At 71.7% G+C, this 16,959-nt stretch carries 15 protein-coding genes and 1 pseudogene; 8 read left to right on the top strand and 8 right to left on the bottom strand.

Features of this window, described 5'->3' with window-relative positions; translation table 11 throughout:
- Positions 1-14 precede the first annotated feature (14 nt).
- The 4 genes and pseudogenes from TU30_RS03545 to TU30_RS03535 all read left to right on the top strand — a co-directional run bounded on the left by TU30_RS03545 (position 15) and on the right by TU30_RS03535 (position 3,184).
- The gene (locus TU30_RS03545) at positions 15-1,223 is read left to right on the top strand and encodes a pyridoxal phosphate-dependent aminotransferase (RefSeq protein ID WP_042164378.1); all 1,209 of its coding nucleotides are present in this window, start codon (positions 15-17) and stop codon (positions 1,221-1,223) included.
- Between the two features lie 82 nt (positions 1,224-1,305).
- Positions 1,306-1,598: pseudogene (locus TU30_RS36825) on the top strand (hypothetical protein); the annotation flags it as partial.
- A 456-nt stretch (positions 1,599-2,054) separates the two neighbouring features.
- Positions 2,055-2,702 carry a hypothetical protein gene (locus TU30_RS03540; protein ID WP_042164377.1) on the top strand — a complete coding sequence of 216 codons (648 nt, stop codon included), beginning with the start codon at positions 2,055-2,057 and terminating at the stop codon, positions 2,700-2,702.
- Between the two features lie 59 nt (positions 2,703-2,761).
- Positions 2,762-3,184: a thioesterase family protein gene (locus TU30_RS03535; RefSeq protein WP_042164374.1), complete on the top strand. Its 423-nt coding sequence runs from the start codon at positions 2,762-2,764 to the stop codon at positions 3,182-3,184.
- Positions 3,185-3,393: 209 nt separating this feature from the next.
- Here TU30_RS03535 and TU30_RS03530 read toward each other — a convergent pair whose 3' ends face one another.
- From TU30_RS03530 to TU30_RS03505, 6 genes are all read right to left on the bottom strand, one after another.
- The gene (locus TU30_RS03530; RefSeq protein WP_042164372.1) at positions 3,394-4,773 is read right to left on the bottom strand and encodes an 8-oxoguanine deaminase; all 1,380 of its coding nucleotides are present in this window, start codon (positions 4,771-4,773) and stop codon (positions 3,394-3,396) included.
- Positions 4,774-4,833: 60 nt separating this feature from the next.
- Positions 4,834-5,754, bottom strand: a complete 921-nt coding sequence (pucL, locus tag TU30_RS03525; RefSeq protein ID WP_042164370.1) for a factor-independent urate hydroxylase — start codon at positions 5,752-5,754, stop codon at positions 4,834-4,836.
- 5 nt (positions 5,755-5,759) lie between these two features.
- Entirely contained in the window at positions 5,760-6,179 is a 420-nt protein-coding gene (gene uraH / locus TU30_RS03520; RefSeq protein ID WP_042164367.1) for a hydroxyisourate hydrolase, read from the bottom strand.
- Positions 6,180-6,209: 30 nt separating this feature from the next.
- The gene (uraD, locus tag TU30_RS03515) at positions 6,210-6,728 is read right to left on the bottom strand and encodes a 2-oxo-4-hydroxy-4-carboxy-5-ureidoimidazoline decarboxylase (protein WP_042164364.1); all 519 of its coding nucleotides are present in this window, start codon (positions 6,726-6,728) and stop codon (positions 6,210-6,212) included.
- Between the two features lie 158 nt (positions 6,729-6,886).
- The gene (locus TU30_RS03510; RefSeq protein WP_042164361.1) at positions 6,887-7,255 is read right to left on the bottom strand and encodes a helix-turn-helix domain-containing protein; all 369 of its coding nucleotides are present in this window, start codon (positions 7,253-7,255) and stop codon (positions 6,887-6,889) included.
- Positions 7,252-7,503: a hypothetical protein gene (locus TU30_RS03505; RefSeq protein WP_042164359.1), complete on the bottom strand. Its 252-nt coding sequence runs from the start codon at positions 7,501-7,503 to the stop codon at positions 7,252-7,254. The genes TU30_RS03510 and TU30_RS03505 overlap by 4 nt, the downstream gene beginning before the upstream one ends.
- 1,168 nt (positions 7,504-8,671) lie before the next feature.
- Between TU30_RS03505 and TU30_RS03500 the strand changes: the two genes are divergently transcribed.
- Positions 8,672-9,151, top strand: coding sequence for an RICIN domain-containing protein (locus tag TU30_RS03500; protein ID WP_042164356.1), 480 nt, complete (start codon positions 8,672-8,674; stop codon positions 9,149-9,151).
- 540 nt (positions 9,152-9,691) lie between these two features.
- On the opposite strand, the gene TU30_RS03495 is transcribed toward TU30_RS03500, so the two are convergent.
- The gene (locus TU30_RS03495; RefSeq protein ID WP_042164353.1) at positions 9,692-11,293 is read right to left on the bottom strand and encodes a peptide chain release factor 3; all 1,602 of its coding nucleotides are present in this window, start codon (positions 11,291-11,293) and stop codon (positions 9,692-9,694) included.
- Between the two features lie 508 nt (positions 11,294-11,801).
- Here TU30_RS03495 and TU30_RS03490 point away from each other — a divergent pair.
- Entirely contained in the window at positions 11,802-13,487 is a 1,686-nt protein-coding gene (locus TU30_RS03490) for a ribonuclease J (RefSeq protein WP_042164350.1), read from the top strand.
- Positions 13,488-13,587: 100 nt separating this feature from the next.
- Positions 13,588-14,316 (top strand): spermidine synthase, encoded by a 729-nt coding sequence (locus tag TU30_RS03485; RefSeq protein WP_042164347.1) that lies wholly within the window; start codon positions 13,588-13,590, stop codon positions 14,314-14,316.
- A 204-nt stretch (positions 14,317-14,520) separates the two neighbouring features.
- Here TU30_RS03485 and TU30_RS03480 read toward each other — a convergent pair whose 3' ends face one another.
- A complete protein-coding gene (locus tag TU30_RS03480; protein WP_042164344.1) occupies positions 14,521-16,023 on the bottom strand; it encodes a SulP family inorganic anion transporter in 1,503 nt (500 codons plus the stop codon).
- 404 nt (positions 16,024-16,427) lie between these two features.
- On the opposite strand from TU30_RS03480, the gene TU30_RS03475 reads away from it, so the two are divergent.
- Positions 16,428-16,841 carry a MerR family transcriptional regulator gene (locus TU30_RS03475; protein WP_042164341.1) on the top strand — a complete coding sequence of 138 codons (414 nt, stop codon included), beginning with the start codon at positions 16,428-16,430 and terminating at the stop codon, positions 16,839-16,841.
- The last annotated feature ends 118 nt before the right edge of the window (positions 16,842-16,959 follow it).

Below are 16,959 nucleotides of genomic sequence, written 5' to 3'. Positions count from 1 at the left end.
AGGGGAAGCGGCGCATGGAGTTCCGGCAGTCGAGCAAGCTCAGCGAGGTCTGTTACGAGATCCGCGGCCCGGTCATCGAACACGCGAACGCGCTGGAGGAGGCGGGGCACAGCGTGCTGCGCCTGAACACCGGGAATCCGGCCCTGTTCGGCTTCGAGGCGCCGGAGGAGATCCTCCAGGACATGATCAGGATGCTGCCGCAGGCGCACGGCTACACCGACTCGCGGGGCGTCCTCTCCGCCCGCCGCGCGGTGGTCCAGCGCTACCAGACCCTGGGCGTGGAGGTCGACGTCGACGACGTCTTCCTCGGCAACGGCGTCTCCGAGCTGGTGTCGATGGCCGTCACGGCGCTGCTGGAGGACGGCGACGAAGTCCTCATCCCCGCGCCCGACTTCCCCCTCTGGACGGCGGTGACCACCCTCGCGGGCGGCAAGGCCGTCCACTACCTGTGCGACGAGCAGGCCGACTGGTACCCGGACCTGGACGACATGGCGTCGAAGATCACGAACCGTACGAAGGCCGTGGTCATCATCAACCCCAACAACCCGACGGGCGCGGTCTATCCGAAGGAGATCGTCGAGGGCATCCTCGATCTGGCCCGCCGGCACGGCCTGATGGTGCTCGCCGACGAGATCTACGACCAGATCCTCTACGACGACGCCGTGCACCACTCGGCCGCCGCCCTCGCCCCCGACCTGGTCGTCCTGACCTTCTGCGGGCTGTCGAAGACGTACCGCGTGGCGGGCTTCCGCTCCGGCTGGCTGGTGGTCACCGGCCCGAAGCAGCACGCGAGGAACTACCTGGAGGGCCTGACGATGCTGGCCTCCATGCGCCTGTGCGCCAACACGCCCGCCCAGTACGCCATCCAGGCCGCGCTCGGCGGCCGCCAGTCCATCAGCGGGCTGACCGCCCCGGGGGGCCGCCTGCACGAACAGCGGGAGGTGGCCTGGCGCATGCTCAACGACATCCCCGGCGTGAGCTGCGTCAAGCCCAAGGGCGCCCTGTACGCCTTCCCGCGCGTCGACCCGGCGGTGCACAGGATCCACGACGACGAGAAGTTCGTCCTCGACCTGCTCCTGCGGGAGAAGATCCAGGTGGTCCAGGGCACCGGCTTCAACTGGCCCACCCCCGACCACTTCCGCATCCTGACCCTCCCCCACGCGGACGACCTGGAGGCCGCGATCGGCCGCATCGGCCGCTTCCTGAGCGGCTACCGGCAGTAGGGCACCGGGAACCACCGACGGGACGACCGCGTCGGATCAAGGTACGAGCGAAGAGGGACAGGGGAGACAGGGCTGTGCGGGCATCCTCCTGGCGGCCGTCGGTGCCGTCGCAGCGGTGCTCGCCTGGTCGCCGAAGGCGCGGGTCAGCATCGACGGCGGCTTCGAGGGCATGCACCGGGACCTGAGCGTCCTCTACGTCGACCTCCCCTCATCGCCGCCGGCGGGGCGCTCGTCCCGCTCCTCGCCTGGCTGCTCACCCTGCGCACGGTGCGCCGCCCATGGCTCGCGGCCGTGATCGCGGCGGGCGCGCTCTCACTCGGCATCTGGGCTCTGCTGAGCTGGTGGACGCCGTATCAGCGGCCGGAGTTCATGGGGCAGCCGCACCGGTCGGCCCGGGACCGGGCCGGGGCAGGCCCGGGAGCAGCCGTCGGATGGGATGGGGCCCGGCCGGCACGCCTTGCCGGCCCTCCCCCGGACCGCGAAGCCGCGGCCGCACGGAGTGGAAGGCAGACGGTGGACCGTGAACCGGACACACCCGGTTCGTCGGCGGTCCCGCTCCACCGCATGTGCCCCTGTTCCCGGAGCAGGAGGGACGGCCGGGTGGAGGCGTTCTCCACGGTTTCCGGGCCCCGCGCGGACCCGACGCCCGCGCTCCGCGGTTCCGGCCGAGGGCTGCGGTGCACGAGCGAGGGCTGCGGTGCACGAGCCGGGTTCTGCACGGCGGATTCCCTCCGGCCGGCCCACTTCCACGGAATGTCAGTGCTCGGCCGTAGGCTTCGAAGCCGCCGGAAAGGCCTGCACCGAGCCGGCCGGGGATCGGGGGTGGGTGGGATGACGGGAGCGTTGGGCGCGGGGCTGCGTCGGGTGGTGGAGGCGGCCGATCCGGTCAGTGGGCGGGTCAAGGGGACGGGGACCCAGCTTGCGGGGCTGGTGAAGCGAGGACTGGCGTTCCGGCACCCCCGTGCGCCGCACGATCACTTCCTGACGCCTGCGGGGCATCGGATCCGGGAGGGGGAGGCGGTACCGGCACCGGTGGAGGCGGCGCCGGTGAAGGCGGAGGCACCGGCCACGACCGGGGTGTTCGCGGCTCGTGTCGGTGGTGAGGGCGCGGCGCACCAGCCCGGCCCCGCCCGGCGGCGGGAGGTGCACAGTGCCTGGCAGGGCATGCTGGAGCTGCGTCGGATGACCAACCCCGACGGCGCCACGGACCGGCCCTGTGGCTGGGAGCGCTCGCATCTCGTGCAGGCTGCCGCACTCGCGCTGGAGGCCGCCGGGCGTCCCCCGGCCGGGCAGGACCCCGAGGGCGGTTACCGGGTGCGGGAGACGCCGCAGCCTGAGGCCGTCGCCGTGTACGAGGGGGACGGCGAGGCGCTGCGGGCCTGCGCGGCCGCCCTGGAGGGGGCCGGCTGGCAGGTCGGCGCGTACACGGAACCGAGGACGCGGACCCGGTACCTGCTGGCCTCCCCGCGCCGCGTATGAGGGCGCGTGCCAGGATCGGTGGCGAGTACAGCGAGTCGAGCAGGTGCGAAGGGGACGCAGTGAGCGAGCCGTTTTCCGTCCGGGTGACCGTGCGCGGATACGAGACCGACGTGCAGGGCCACCTCAACCAGGCCGTGTACCTCAACTACGCGGAGCACGCGCGCTGGGCGCTGCTCCATGAAGCGGGGATCACGCAGTCCGTGCTCGCGGCGCGGGGCGTGGGACCGGTCGCCCTGGAGACGACCATCCGCTACAGGCGCGAGCTGCTCGCCGGCGACGAGGTCGACGTGAGCTGCGTCTTCGTCTGGAGCACCGGCAGGACGTTCCGTATCGAGCAGGTCGTCACCAGGGCGGACGGCACGGTCTCGGCCGAGATCACGGCGGTCGGCGGGGTGCTGGACCTGGGGCTGCGCAAGCTGCTGCCGAGCCCGCAGGACGTCTTCCGGGAGCTGGCCGAGAACCCGGGTGCGCTCGGCCTGTAGGACCGGCCGCGGCGGCGGAGGGGAGACCCGGCAGGGAGACCGGTGGACGGCTCGGGGCGGAGGTCGCTTCGTTTCCGCTTCCAGCCGGTGAACGTTCCGCCGCCGGAACGGCAACGCCCCGGGCCGTCCGGGCCGCCACGGCCCTCGGAGCCCTCGGCGCGGTATGCGCCCGGCCGGTGGCCACCTGGCCGGCCCCACCGGGCACCCGCTCAGCCCTGCGCCGCGAGGGCGGCCAGCCGCCGGGCCTGTGCGCGGGTGGCGCGGGCGATCCCGTCCTCGTCTGCCGTGCGCAGCCGTCCCTCCTCCACGATCTGGCGGCCGTTCACGAACGACGCGGTGACCGGCGCCGCCGCGCCCAGGACCAGTGCGGCCACCGGGTCGGCGATGGAGGCGTGGGCGAGGGTGTCCATCCGCCACAGCACCAGGTCGGCGAGCTTGCCCGGCTCCAGCGAGCCGATCTCCGCCGCCCGGCCCAGGACCCGGGCGCCCCCGTGGGTGCCCAGGCGCAGTGCCTGACGCGCCGTCAGTGCGGCTTCGCGGTGCGGGCCGAGGCGGTTCACGAGGAGGGCGTTGCGCAGTTCGGTGTGCAGTTCGCCGGACTCGTTGGAGGCGGTGCCGTCCACGCCGAGGCCGACCGGGACTCCGGCCGCCAGCAGGTCGGCGACGCGGGCGATCCCGGCGGCGAGACGGGCGTTGGAGGAGGGGCAGTGGGCGACGCCCGTGCCCGTACGGGCGAAGGCGGCGATGTCGGAGTCGTTCATGTGGACGCAGTGCGCCATCCACACGTCCTCGCCGAGCCAGCCGGTGGACTCGAAGTAGTCGGTCGGGCCCATGCCGAACAGCTCGTGGCAGAACGCCTCCTCCTCCACCGTCTCCGACCCGTGCGTGTGCAGCCGTATGCCGAGGCCACGCGCCAGCTCCGCACTCTGCCGCATCAGTTCGGTGGAGACGGAGAACGGGGAGCAGGGGGCCACGGCGATCCGGGTCATGGCGTCGCAGGAGGTGTCGTGGTGCTCGCGGACGGTCTCCTCGGTCGCGGTGAGGGCGTCGTCGAGCGTCTCGACGGCGAAGTCCGGGGGCAGCCCGCCGTCCTTCTCGCCGCGGTCCATCGAACCGCGGGCGAGCGTGAAGCGCACGCCCATGTCGCGGGCGGCGCGGACGACGGCGCCGGAGAGGTCGCCGGAGCCGCGGGGGAACACGTAGTGGTGGTCCATGGCGGTGGTGACACCGCCGCGGGCCATCATCGCGAGGGAGCCCTGGGCGGCGGCGTGCACCATCGGCTCGTCGATGCGCGCCCAGGTCGGGTAGAGGGCGACGAGCCAGTCGAACAGGTTGTGGTCGGTGGCCAGGCCCCGGGTGATCCACTGGTAGAAGTGGTGGTGGGTGTTGACCAGACCGGGCGTCGCCAGGTGCCCGGTGGCGTCGATGCGGCGGACGACGTTCTCCAGGCCCTCGGGGGCCCGGCCCGCGCCGAGCGACTCGATGCGGTGGCCGGCGAGGACGAGGTACCCGGAGGCGTACTCGGTGTCCTTCGCGTCGACGGTCGCGATCGCGCAGTTCTCGATGACGGTGCGCCGGACTGCTTCCATGGGTTCGTCCCTCTGACGTGTTCCGGTTCTTGCTCTCGGGTCCCTGCGTCGTTCTCGTTCTCAGAGGCTGGTGAGGTCCGGCGGTATGAGCGCCTCGCAGCCCTCGCGCAGGATCGTGGCCTCGATCAGGCCGTAGGGACGGTCGGCGGCGAAGTACACGGCGCCGTCCGCGGTGTCGTTGTCGAGGCCGAAGGGTTCCAGGTCCACCTGGAAGTGGTGGCTGTTGGGCAGGGAGAGGCGCACCTCGTCCACCTCGTCGCGCTGCTCGATGATCCGGGTGCCCATCCGGTACAGCGTCTGCTGCAGGGACAGGGAGTACGTCTCCGCGAAGGCCTGGAGCAGGTGCTGCTTCGTCCGCTCGTACGACGTGTCCCAGTCGGGCACCGGACGCTCGTCGTCGGTCCAGTTGAACCGCCAGCGGGCGGCGACCGAGGTGGCGAGGATGCGGTCCCGGGTCTCCTTCAGCGTCGTGTACCGGTCCTTGACGAAGCCGTGGAACTCGGAGTCGGTGGAGTTCAGCACCGTCAGGTCCTTCAGGCCCGAGACGATCTCCCAGCGCTCGCCGTCGTAGGTGACCTGCGTCAGCCGGGTCTCCTGGCCCTTGCGGACGAAGGAGTGCTCCCCGCGCTCGCCGGCGTGGGCCTCGGAGGTCGCGATCCGCTCCCAGGCGTACTCCTCGACGCGGATGCGGGCCCGGTGGAGGGGTTCCTGGGAGGTGACGAAGTGCCGGGCGAGGTGGATGCCGAACTGCTCGGCGGACTCGATGCCGTACTCCTTGGCGAAGGCGAACACGGTGTTCTTGGTGGTGTCCGTCGGCAGGACGTTGGCGTTGGAGCCGGAGTAGTGGACCTCCTCCATGTCGCCGGACAGGGCGACGGAGACGTTGAGGTCCTTGATGTGGTGGGTGGCACCGTCCCGCGTGACCCTGACGACGCGGTTCTCCGCTTTGCCGTACTGGTGGTGGCCGAGAATCGTGGGCATGTCTGCTAGCTCCCTCGGTATACGGAGTAGCCGAACGGGTTGAGCAGCAGCGGTACGTGGTAGTGCTCGCCCGGCACGACGGCGAACGTGATCGCCACCTCCGGGAAGAACGCTCCGGTGCCGCCGCCCCGGTGCGCGGGGGCGTCCTGCCGTGCCTCGGCTCGCCCGTCGGTGGGGTGGGGCCCGGGCCTCCGTTCGAAGTACGGCTCGACGTCGAAGTGCAGCCGTACGTGGGTGGTGCCCTCCGGCAGCGCGGGGAGGTCCTCGCACCGCCCGTCCGCGTCGGTCGCGAAGCCGCCGAGGGCCTGCCAGTGCGCCGTCCGGCCCGGGCGGGCGGAGAGCTGGACGGCGACGCCCCGGGCGGGGCGGCCGACACTGGTGTCCAGGATGTGCGTGGAGACGGAAGCGGTGGTCTCGGTACTCATGCGGGCGCTGCTCCCGGGGATGCAGAGACGTCAGGGCTGTCGGTCCGCTTCGACGAGCCGGGCCAGGCGGACGCGGTTGATCCTCCCCAGCTCGGCGCGGACGGTCTCGCGTTCCTGCTCAGGCGTGTTGCCGATGCGCTCCCTGGCCGCGTCGCGCATCTGCTCGCCGGTCCGGCCGGTGGCGCAGATGAGGAACACATGGCCGAACTTCTCCTGGTGGGCGAGGTTCAGCTCGAGCATCTCCGCCTTGAGCCGGTCCGGCGCGGAGGTCATGCCGCTCTGCTCCCGCGCGGAGGCCGGGTCGCCGGGCCGGGGTCCGCCGATCGGCGGGTGTCCGGCCATCGCCTCGTCGAGGTCCGCCGCGGTCAGCCCGATCATGGCGGTGTCGGCGGCGGCGTACAGGTCGTCGGCGGTCGCGTAGGGGCGGGCGGCGAGCAGCCTGTGGGCCCACGCCGTGGAGGCGCACACCTCGTGGAGTACGGCAAGGGCCGCACTCTCCTCCAGGGCGTTGAAGCGGGCCAGGCCCTGCGGCGTGGAAGCGGACGTCACGGAAGCCTCCCCCGGCCGGGAACGGCCATCCTGTGGAACGGGCGTGCGAACAGCTAACGCCGCCCCGGGCCACCACGTCAACAGTTTGTTGAAAAACGCGACAGCCGGGCCGTCCCCCGAGAACCCGCCGAAACCCTTCAGGGACCTTCAAAAGACCCTCAGGAGCCCTTCTCCCGGTTGAGGTAGTTGTAGACGGTGAAGCGGCTGACGCCGAGCGCGCCCGCCACCGTCTCGACGCCGTGCCGGACGGCGAAGGCGCCGCGCGCCTCCAGACTCCGGACGATCTCCTGTTTGGTCCTGCGGTCCAGGTCGGCGAGGGGCCGGCCGTGCCGGCGTTCCAGCGCGGCGAGGAGGTGATCGAGGGAGTCGGCCAGCTGGGGCAGGCGCACGGCGACGGCATCGGCGCCCTCCCAGGCGAGGACGACGTCGTCGGGACCGGCCTCGTCGGGCGGGAGCAGCCGCCCGCCCATGGCGTCGACGAGCGGCTTGACTGCGGCGACGAACGGCTCGTCCGCCACGCCGCTCATCCCTCGCCCTCCGCGATCACGTTGACCTGGAGCGAGACCCGGGTCGCGCCGGCCTCCAGGCTGCGGCGCAGCAACGCGTCCACAGCGGCGAGGACCACGTCGGCGCCGCCTTCCGCGGTGTTCCCGAACGGCCCGACGTCCACCGAGTCCAGCGCGGCCCCCTCCACGACCTCCCGGGCCACCACCGCATGCGCGGGCGCCTCCTCCAGATCGAAGGGCTCGGTCGTGAACTCCACTCTCAATCGCATTTCGCCCTCAGAACGCACCCCTGACCTGCACTTTCCCCCGGATCACCCCTCGCGAGGGCACACCGGGGACGTACCAGTCGACCGCTTCACAGCCGGGAGGCACCCCGGGCCGATCGATTTCCCCGGGACGGAGCCGCTTCGTCCGCCACGACGCGACCCTAACCGACCGACGCCCCCTCCGCCCCGCACGTGGGCGGACCGCCCGCGCGGCGCCATGGCCCCACAGCCGGCCGCCCCGCCTCCGGCCGCCCCGCCGAGCGTGCACCGGCCCGCCGGCTCCGAGCGCCCCGAGGCGGGCGTTCCGCCCGCCGGAAGGGCCCTCGCGTGACCGGTGGGAGTCGGAGCGCCTGAGTCGGAGCGCCTGCCCCTCGGCACGAGCGGAACCCCGGACCGGACACGGCACCCGGTGGGGGACGCCGTCGGCAGCCGGTTCAGACGTCCACAGGCCCCCTCCTCCTGGCCCTCGGAACCCGCGGCACGATCATCGGCGGCCTCCTCGGGGCGTCACCGGCAGGTCGGTCCGGAGCCGAACCCCCGTTCCGGGGGCGGGAGGTGCCGGGCCGTGTCGCCGGCCGAGTGCTCGCCCCCTCCCGAACGGCCGGATCGTCCCATGACCACGCCCGGGCCAGGGCACTTCGACAGAGTCGCGTGACGAGCTGCACGGTGCCCCGAGTCGCTCCGTACGTGTCGGGGAGCGGCGTTCCCACGGCTTCGGAAGGCACTCCGGCGGCGGGTGCCGGGCCGCCGGGTAAGCGCTCCGCCGCCTGCGTCGCCGCCGGTGTCCCGGTGGCCGAGGACAGAAGCGCCGGCTACGGGCCGGTGGTGGGCGGCGCTGTCCCTCCTCGTGAACAACAGAATGAGACAGCGGCCTCGTCGGAGCGGCTGTCGGTTTCCCGTCCTTGCCGCTCCCGCCTGCCGTGCGGCGTTCACCCCGACCGTTCGAATCCAGCAGTGCGCTGCCAGACCGTTGCGCCGCGTGTGCGACATGTGGGTGACGCTCGGTCAGCTGGTTCGAGCAGCGCCGTCCACCCGTTCGAGATCTTCCAGATAGGCTCTGACCTGGCTGAACGACCGGTTCGCCCCGCTGTGGAGCAGCCGCCGGCTGCCTACGCTGAGTTTCAGGGGCGCCAGCTCCTGTGAAGAACTCTCGAGGCTGAGGAGCACCGACTTGACGGACCTCGTACTGCTCGCGGGCGGATCGGTGACGATGACCCACCACGTCACCGGCACCTATTTCATGTGCAACGACTGGCACGACGGCGTCGGCAACCACACCCAGACCTGGGCACAGGACCCGTTCGCCAAGGACAACTCCTCGCACCGGTGGTTCCTGCGGCAGAACGCCGACGGCACCGTGCGCATCGAGTCGTACGCCAACCACCGCTGTCTCACCGCGGGGGCCAACCCGCCCGACACCGTGACCCTCCGAGAACGCACGGACAGCCTCAGCCAGCACTGGCGGCTGGTCTCCCACGCGGAGCGGGGCAATGACTTCTACATGGTCTCGGTCGTGCACCCGCGCTACGCCCTGGCCATCGCGGACCACCTTCAGGGCAACGACCGGCTGGTGGGCCTGACCCGCATGTGGGGCGGGCCGAACCTCTCCCAGCTGTGGCGGATCTATCCCTCGTCGGAGGACCGGGGATGACTCCGGACGAGCACGCGCGCCGCCCCGTCGCGGGGAGTGCCACCTGAAGCGTGCCGGTCAGTCAGCGGGTGTCCGCCGAGCGCCGGCCACGGCGGCGCAACGGCGGTCACCCGCGGCCGGACGTCACCGGCGGCCTTCCCCGAAACACCTCACGAACGGCGGAACCGTCCTGCTGGTCACGCTCGCGGACGACTGGCGGGCGCAGGCTGCCTCGACGCGTGCGGCCGGGCTCCCCGGGATCTTCACCGAGACCGTCGGGACCGTCTGGTGGACCACCTGCCTGGAGGTCCTGCCGCCGCGTGAACGTTCCCGGCCCGGCTGCCCCACCGGACCCGAACTCGCGACCCGCCTGCTCGGCCCGCTCGCCGCGCTGCCCGCCCTCGAAGGCCGGATCCGACTGCGTACCCGCGTCGCGGCAACGGGACAGCGGGCGCGGCGGCGACCGGCAGGGCGGCGGGGGCCGGGCCGTAGGTCCCGGTGAGGTCGTGGCCGGGGGCGCCGGCGGCGCTCGTGACGGTGTGGGCGCCCCCGGCCCGCTGGTCAGTCGTGGGCCGCGACGAGGTGCTCCAGCAGTGCGTCGGGGAACTCCCGCTGGAAGGAGTTGGCCTGCCAGCGGTCGGGGAAGAGGGCGAGCTGGGCCTTGTCCCTGATGCGGGTGAGGGCTTCGCCCTTGACGATGCGGGAGCGGTTGAGCGCCTCGGCGCCGGCGGCGTCGGTGGCCCGGGCCAGGTGGTACGGCAGCATCTCCAGTCTCACGGCGGCGGAGAACTCGCCGGCCATGCGTGTGGTGACGACGTCGAACTGCATGGGTCCCACGGCCGCGAGCACGGGCGCCTGGTCTCCGCGCAGGTCGGAGGCCAGGACCTGGACCACACCCTCCTCGTCCAGCTGGGCGATGCCGCGCCGGAACTGCTTGGAGCGGGACAGGTCGACCGGCCGGACCACCGCGAAGTGCTCGGGCGCGAAGGTCGGCATCGGCGGGAACACGGCCGGCCGGCCGGTGTGGAGGGTGTCGCCGACGCGCAGGACGGCGGCGTTGCCCAGGCCGACCACGTCGCCGGGGTAGGCGACGTCGACCACGGAGCGGTCCTGTCCGAAGACGCTGTGCGCGTACTTGGTGGCGAACGGCTTGCCGGAGGCGGCACGGGTGACGGTCATGCCCCGCTCGAAGACGCCCGAGCAGACCCGCATGAACGCGATCCGGTCACGGTGAGCGGGGTCCATGTTGGCCTGCACCTTGAACACCAGCCCCGAGAACGGCGCGTCCACCGGCCGGGTCCCCCCGCCCTCCAGCTCGCGCGGGCCGGGCGGCGGGGCGAGGTCGACGACGGCGTCCAGCAGCAGCCGCACCCCGATGTTGGAGACCGCCGCGCCGAAGAACACCGGCGTGGTCCGGCCCGCCAGGAACTCCTCCTGGTCGTGGACGGCGCCGTCGGCCTGCAGCAGGTCCAGTTCCTCGAGCGCCTCGCCCCAGTCCGCGCCCTCTTCCAGCGCGGCCTGGCGGGCCGGGACGGCTTCCTCGGTCGCCTCGTGCGCGCCGCCGGGCGTACGGGTGTAGCGCAGCATCCGCCCCGGCTCGCGTACGTCGATCAGCCCGCGCAGGTGTCCGGCCTCCCCGACCGGCCAGGTGACGGGGGTGGGCCGGAGGCGGAACTCCCGCTCGATCTCGTCGAGAAGCTCCAGGGCGTCGCGTCCGGGACGGTCCCACTTGTTGATGAACGTGATCACCGGAATGCCGCGGTGCCGGCAGACGTCGAACAGCTTGCGGGTCTGCTCCTCCAGGCCCTTGGCCGCGTCCACGAGCATCACCGCGCAGTCCACCGCCGCCAGCACCCGGTAGGTGTCCTCGGAGAAGTCCGCGTGACCGGGAGTGTCCAGCAGGTTCAGCACACACCCGCGGTGCGCGAACTGCAGCACCGCCGAGGTCACCGAGATCCCGCGGGCCTTCTCGATCTCCATCCAGTCCGACGCCACCCCGCGCCGCCCGGCCTTGCCGTGCACCGCGCCCGCCTCGGTGATGGCCTGCGCGTGCAGGGCGAGGGCCTCGGTCAGCGTGGACTTGCCCGCGTCCGGGTGACTGATCACCGCGAACGTCCGCCGCCGGGCCGCCTCGGGGGCCGCCAGGTCCTGGGGGGAACTCATCGCACCGCCTCCGCGTCCGCCGCGGCCTCCGCAGGCCGGGCCGGGGACCCGTGCGGGAAACGGGCGGACTCCTCCGCCTGCCCCGACTGCCGACGCGGGTCCTCACACCGCGCATCGGCTTCGACCCAGTACGTGCGCAACCGTGTCACCAGTTTCTCGTGTGCTTCGCTGTCACTGCCCGGCAAGGGCGAACCGTCGGCGGGAAACCCTCCGGCAGTTCCAGAACAGTCCGTACGTCCTCCAGGCAGAGGTCCGGCGGCCGCATACGCCGCGCCGCCTCGCCTCGCGTACCCACTCTCTCACCGAACCGGTAACCTACCCTAACGTCAGGTCAGGTTACCGATCGCTGCCCGAGGGCAGCCCCGAGGGACGACGCCGTACACTTCGGACCAGGCGCGGACGACACCCCCGGTCCCCGCCCTTCCCGGGCGTGCTCCGCGCGCCTGGTTTCGCGCTCCACGGGGCAGGCGGGGAACCGTCCCGGCAGACGCTCGGCTAACGTCGGAATATGAGCCATCCGCACCCCGAACTCAAAGCCGCCCCTCCCCTGCCCGAAGGAGGGCTGAGGGTCACCGCCTTGGGCGGCCTGGGCGAAATCGGCCGCAACATGACCGTATTCGAGCACGCCGGCAAGCTGTTGATCGTGGACTGCGGTGTGCTGTTCCCGGAGGAGACGCAGCCCGGGGTGGACGTGATCCTTCCCGACTTCACCTCGATCAGGGACCGCCTCGACGACATCGTGGCCGTCGTGCTGACCCACGGCCACGAGGACCACATCGGCGGCGTGCCCTATCTGCTGCGCGAACGGAGGGACATCCCGGTCGTCGGCTCGAAGCTCACCCTCGCCTTCATCGAGGCCAAACTCAAGGAGCACGGCATCCGGCCGCGGACGGTACGGGTCAAGGAGGGCGACCGGCGCGGCTTCGGCCCCTTCGACTGCGAGTTCGTCGCGGTCAACCACTCCATCCCGGACGGGCTCGCCGTGGCGATCCGTACCGGAGCCGGCATGGTGCTGCACACCGGCGACTTCAAGATGGACCAGTTCCCCCTCGACGACCGCATCACCGACCTGCGCGCCTTCGCCCGCCTGGGCGAGGAGGGCGTGGATCTGTTCCTCACCGACTCGACCAACGCCGAAGTGCCCGGCTTCACCACATCCGAGCGGGAACTGAACCCCGCGATCGAGCAGGTGATGCGTACCGCGCCCCGGCGGGTCATCGTCTCCAGCTTCGCCAGCCATGTGCACCGCATCCAGCAGGTCCTGGACGCCGCCCACCAGCACGGCCGCAAGGTGGCGTTCGTGGGCCGCTCCATGGTCCGCAACATGGGCATCGCCCGCGAGCTGGGCTATCTGAAGGTCCCCTCCGGCCTGGTCGTGAGCACCAAGGAACTGGAGAAACTCCCCGACCACCGGATCACCCTGGTGTGCACGGGATCGCAGGGCGAGCCGATGGCCGCGCTGTCGCGGATGGCCAACCGCGACCACCAGATCCGCGTCGGCGAGGGCGACACCGTCCTGCTCGCCAGTTCCCTGATCCCCGGCAACGAGAACGCCATCTACCGGGTGATCAACGGGCTGACCCGGTGGGGCGCCCGCGTCGTCCACAAGGGCAACGCCAAGGTGCACGTCTCCGGGCACGCCAGCGCCGGCGAACTCGTCTACTGCTACAACATCGTCAAACCCCGCAACGTCATGCCCGTGCACGGCGAGTTCCGCCACCTGCGGGCCAACGCCGACCTCGCCGTCCGCACCGGAGTCGCCCCCGACCGGGTCGTCATCGCCGAGGACGGCGTCGTCGTCGACCTCGTCGACGGGCGCGCGTCCATCACCGGCAAGGTGCCCGCGGGCAACGTCTACGTGGACGGCATGGAGGTCGGCGGCGCCACCGAGGCATCCCTCAAGGACCGCCTCACCCTGGCCGAGGAGGGCGTCGTCACCGTCGTGGCCATCGTCGACGCCGACACCGGCGCGCTGGCCGAGGCGCCCGACTTCCTGGCCCGCGGCTTCGTCCACGACGACACCACGTTCGAACCCGTGATCCCCGTCATCGAGAAGACGCTGGCCACCGCCGCCCAGGAAGGCGTCGGCGACGCCCACCAGCTCGAACAGCTCGTCGCCCGCGCCGTGGCCAACTGGGCCTTCCGGACCTACCGCCGCAGGCCGCTGATCATTCCCGTCATCATCGACGCCTGACCAGGCCGCGCCCCCGCCCGGCCACCGGCGGGGGCCACCAGGCACCCTCGCGGCAGCAGCACCGCACCCTGTGCCCGACGGACATCGGAAAGGTGGACGGATGAGTCCGCGCTTCGAGGAGCTCGACTGGCAGGAGACACCGATCGGTGAGGTCAGCCTGCGACGGCGCCGCCATCCGGTCTCGGGCGAGGACGTGTACGAGGTCAAGCTCGGCGACGAGTTCTTGATGTCCAGCCTCTTCACCGCCGGCGAGATCGCGCTGGCGGAGCTGGGGCTGGCCGAGCTGCCGGACACCGCACTGGACGTCGCCGTCGGCGGACTGGGACTCGGACACACCGCCCGGGCGGCATTGGACGACCCCCGCGTCCGCAGGCTCACGGTGATCGACGCGCTCGCGGAAGTCATCGGCTGGCACCAGCGGGGCCTGGTCCCCCTCGGGGCCGGGCTGGCGTCGGATTCCCGCTGCCGCCTGGTCCACGGCGACTTCTTCGCGATGGCCGCCGGCGCCGGCGGACTGGACCCGGCGGAACCGGACCTCCGGTTCCACGCCATCCTGCTGGACGTGGACCACTCGCCGCGCGAGGTGCTCCACCCGCGCCACGCCGCGCTCTACCGTCCGCCCGGGCTCCGCGCTCTCGCCGGACACCTCCGTCCCGGCGGTGTGTTCGCCCTGTGGTCGAACGATCCGCCCGACGAGCAGTTCGTCTCCGCGCTCACCGAGGTCTTCGCGGAGTCGGCGGCCCACGTCGTCGAGTTCACCCATCCCCTGCAGGGCGGTACGTCGGCCAACACCGTCTATGTGGCCGGCACGAGAACAGGCACGCGGTGACGGGCACGTAGTGACGGGCACGCGGTAAGAGGGTCCACGGGCCGCCCGGGGCGCCTCCCCCGTCGGGCGGCCCTTCCGTCCGCGGACGGCGGGCCGCCCGCGAGCTCGTCGGGCCGGTGCGGGCAGACGCCCCGGTCCGCACGCCGAGGGCCGCCTGCCCCGCCGCTCCGTGATCAGCGGCAGGCAGGACGGCCGCGCTGCCCGTCAGTGGCCGCCGGTGAGTTGTCCGGCGAGGCGCTGGTGCATGTCGGCGCTGGGTTCGTTGAGGCCGACGATGGTGACCTTCTTGCCGCGCTGGGCGTACTTGGTCTCGATGGCGTCCAGGGCCGCGACGGAGGAGGCGTCCCAGACGTGGGTGCCGGACAGGTCGATCACCACGTCGTCCGGGTCGTTCTTGTAGTCGAACTGGTAGACGAGGTCGTTGGAGGAGGCGAAGAACAGTTCACCGGTGACCGAGTAGACGACCTGCTTGCCGTCGGGGTCGACCACCCCGGAGACGTTGGCCAGGTGCGCCACCCGCTTGGCGAAGACGACCATCGCGGCGATGGTGCCGACGACGACGCCGATGGCGAGGTTGTGGGTGGTGACCACGACGACCACCGTGGTCGCCATGACGAGGGTCTCGCCCAGCGGCATGCGCTCGAGTGTCCTGGGCCGGATGGAGTGCCAGTCGAAGGTGGCGACCGACACCATGATCATGACGGCCACGAGGGCGGCCATGGGGATGTCGGAGACGACCGGACCGAAGACGATGCACAGCACCATCAGGAACGTGCCCGCGAGGAAGGTGGACAGGCGGGTGCGGGCGCCGGAGACCCGTACGTTGATCATCGTCTGGCCGATCATGGCGCAGCCGCCCATGCCGCCGAAGAAGCCGGTGACGATGTTGGCGACGCCCTGGCCGACGGACTCGCGGGTCTTGTTGGAGTGGGTGTCGGTGATGTCGTCGACCAGTTTGGCCGTCATCAGCGACTCCATCAGGCCCACCAGCGCCATGGCGAAGGCGTAGGGGGCGACGGTGGTGAGGGTGTCCATGGTGAGGGGGGCGTCCGGCAGGCCCGGCACGGGCAGGGAGGACGGCAGTTCGCCCTTGTCGCCGACCGAGGGGACCGCGATGCCGGCGGCCACCGTGATGACGGTCAGCACGACGATGGAGACCAGCGGCGCCGGAATCACCGTCGTGACCTTCGGGAAGAACACCATCAGGGCCAGACCCGCGACGACGAGCGGGTAGACCGCCCAGGGGACGTCGCGCATCTCCGGCACCTGGGCCATGAAGATCAGAACGGCGAGCGCGTTGACGAAGCCGACCATCACCGAGCGGGGCACGAAGCGCATCAGCTTCGCCACGCCGAGCGCGCCCAGGATGATCTGGAAGACACCGGCCAGGATGACGGCGGCGACCAGGTAGCCCAGCCCGTGCTCGCGGTTGAGAGGGGCGATGACCAGGGCGATCGCACCGGTGGCGGCGGAGATCATCGCCTTGCGGCCACCCACGACGGAGATGACGACGGCCATGGTGAACGAGGCGAACAGGCCGACGCCGGGATCGACACCGGCGATGATCGAGAAGGAGATGGCCTCCGGGATCAGGGCCAGGGCCACCACGAGCCCGGCCAGCACCTCGGTACGGAGGGTCTTCGGGGAGGCCAGCCAGTCGGGCTTGGACATGCGCGGCCTGAGGGCCGCGGACAGCGGTGAGGACATGCAACCGTTCCTGTTCGGGCGCACACGTCCATACCGCTGGACGCACACGCGCGTCGTACCGATCCCGCGAGGTGCGGACTCTTCGGCGGTCCGGCCGCCTCGGCGGGAGCCGTGCCGGACAGGGCGGCAACCCCACGGCTGCCGGTCGGGCATCATTGCCCGGAAGTCTTCGGGTGCCGTCCGGGCCCGGTCGGGGCCTCGCTACGGCGGTTGCGCCCCTGCCACGCGCTGGACGGCGGGGACGGGCACAGAGGAAACTGTACCCCGACGTAAGGGGAGGGTGCGGTTTGTCGACTTGTGAAAAGAAGGTAAACAGCCCCCAGGATCCTGTGATTGTTCTCACGTAGACTCAAGAACTTGACGATTCCTCAAACAGGCGGAGATGTGAAGGAGAAGGTGCGGCGATGAGCGAGCGGCACATGCAGATCGGCGAGGTGGCCGAGCGGACCGGTCTGTCGCTGCGCACCATCCGGCACTACGAGGAAGTGGGCCTGGTCATTCCCTCGGCGCGCAGCAAGGGCGGCTTCCGGCTGTACGCGGAGGCCGACGTGGCGCGGCTGATGGTGATCCGCCGGATGAAGCCGCTGGACTTCTCCCTGGAGGAGATGCGGGACCTGCTGGAGATCACCGACCGGCTCGCCGCCACCGACGACCCGCCCGCTGACAGAGAGCTCGAGCGCCTGCGGGAGCGGCTGGACTCCTACCGCAAGGTGGCCGACGCACGCTGCGAGAACCTGCGGGCCCGGCTGGAGATGGCCGAGGACTTCGCCTCCACCCTGCGCCGCCGCCTGCAGACGGACGCCCACTCGGGCGCCTGACCCGCTTCGGTCCTGGTCCGGGTCGGGGGGCGCGGTCCTCCATGGGCCGCGCCCCGACGTCGTCCCGCCCCTCGAGGTCGTCCCGCCGCACGACGGTGTTCGGCGTGGGGGGGGTCGG

The sequence above is a fragment of the Streptomyces sp. NBRC 110035 genome (assembly GCF_000829695.1).
In the GTDB taxonomy this organism is placed as follows: domain Bacteria; phylum Actinomycetota; class Actinomycetes; order Streptomycetales; family Streptomycetaceae; genus Streptomyces.
The sequence above is the reverse complement of the archived record's forward strand: the minus strand, read 5'-3'. Positions and strand labels throughout refer to the sequence as shown.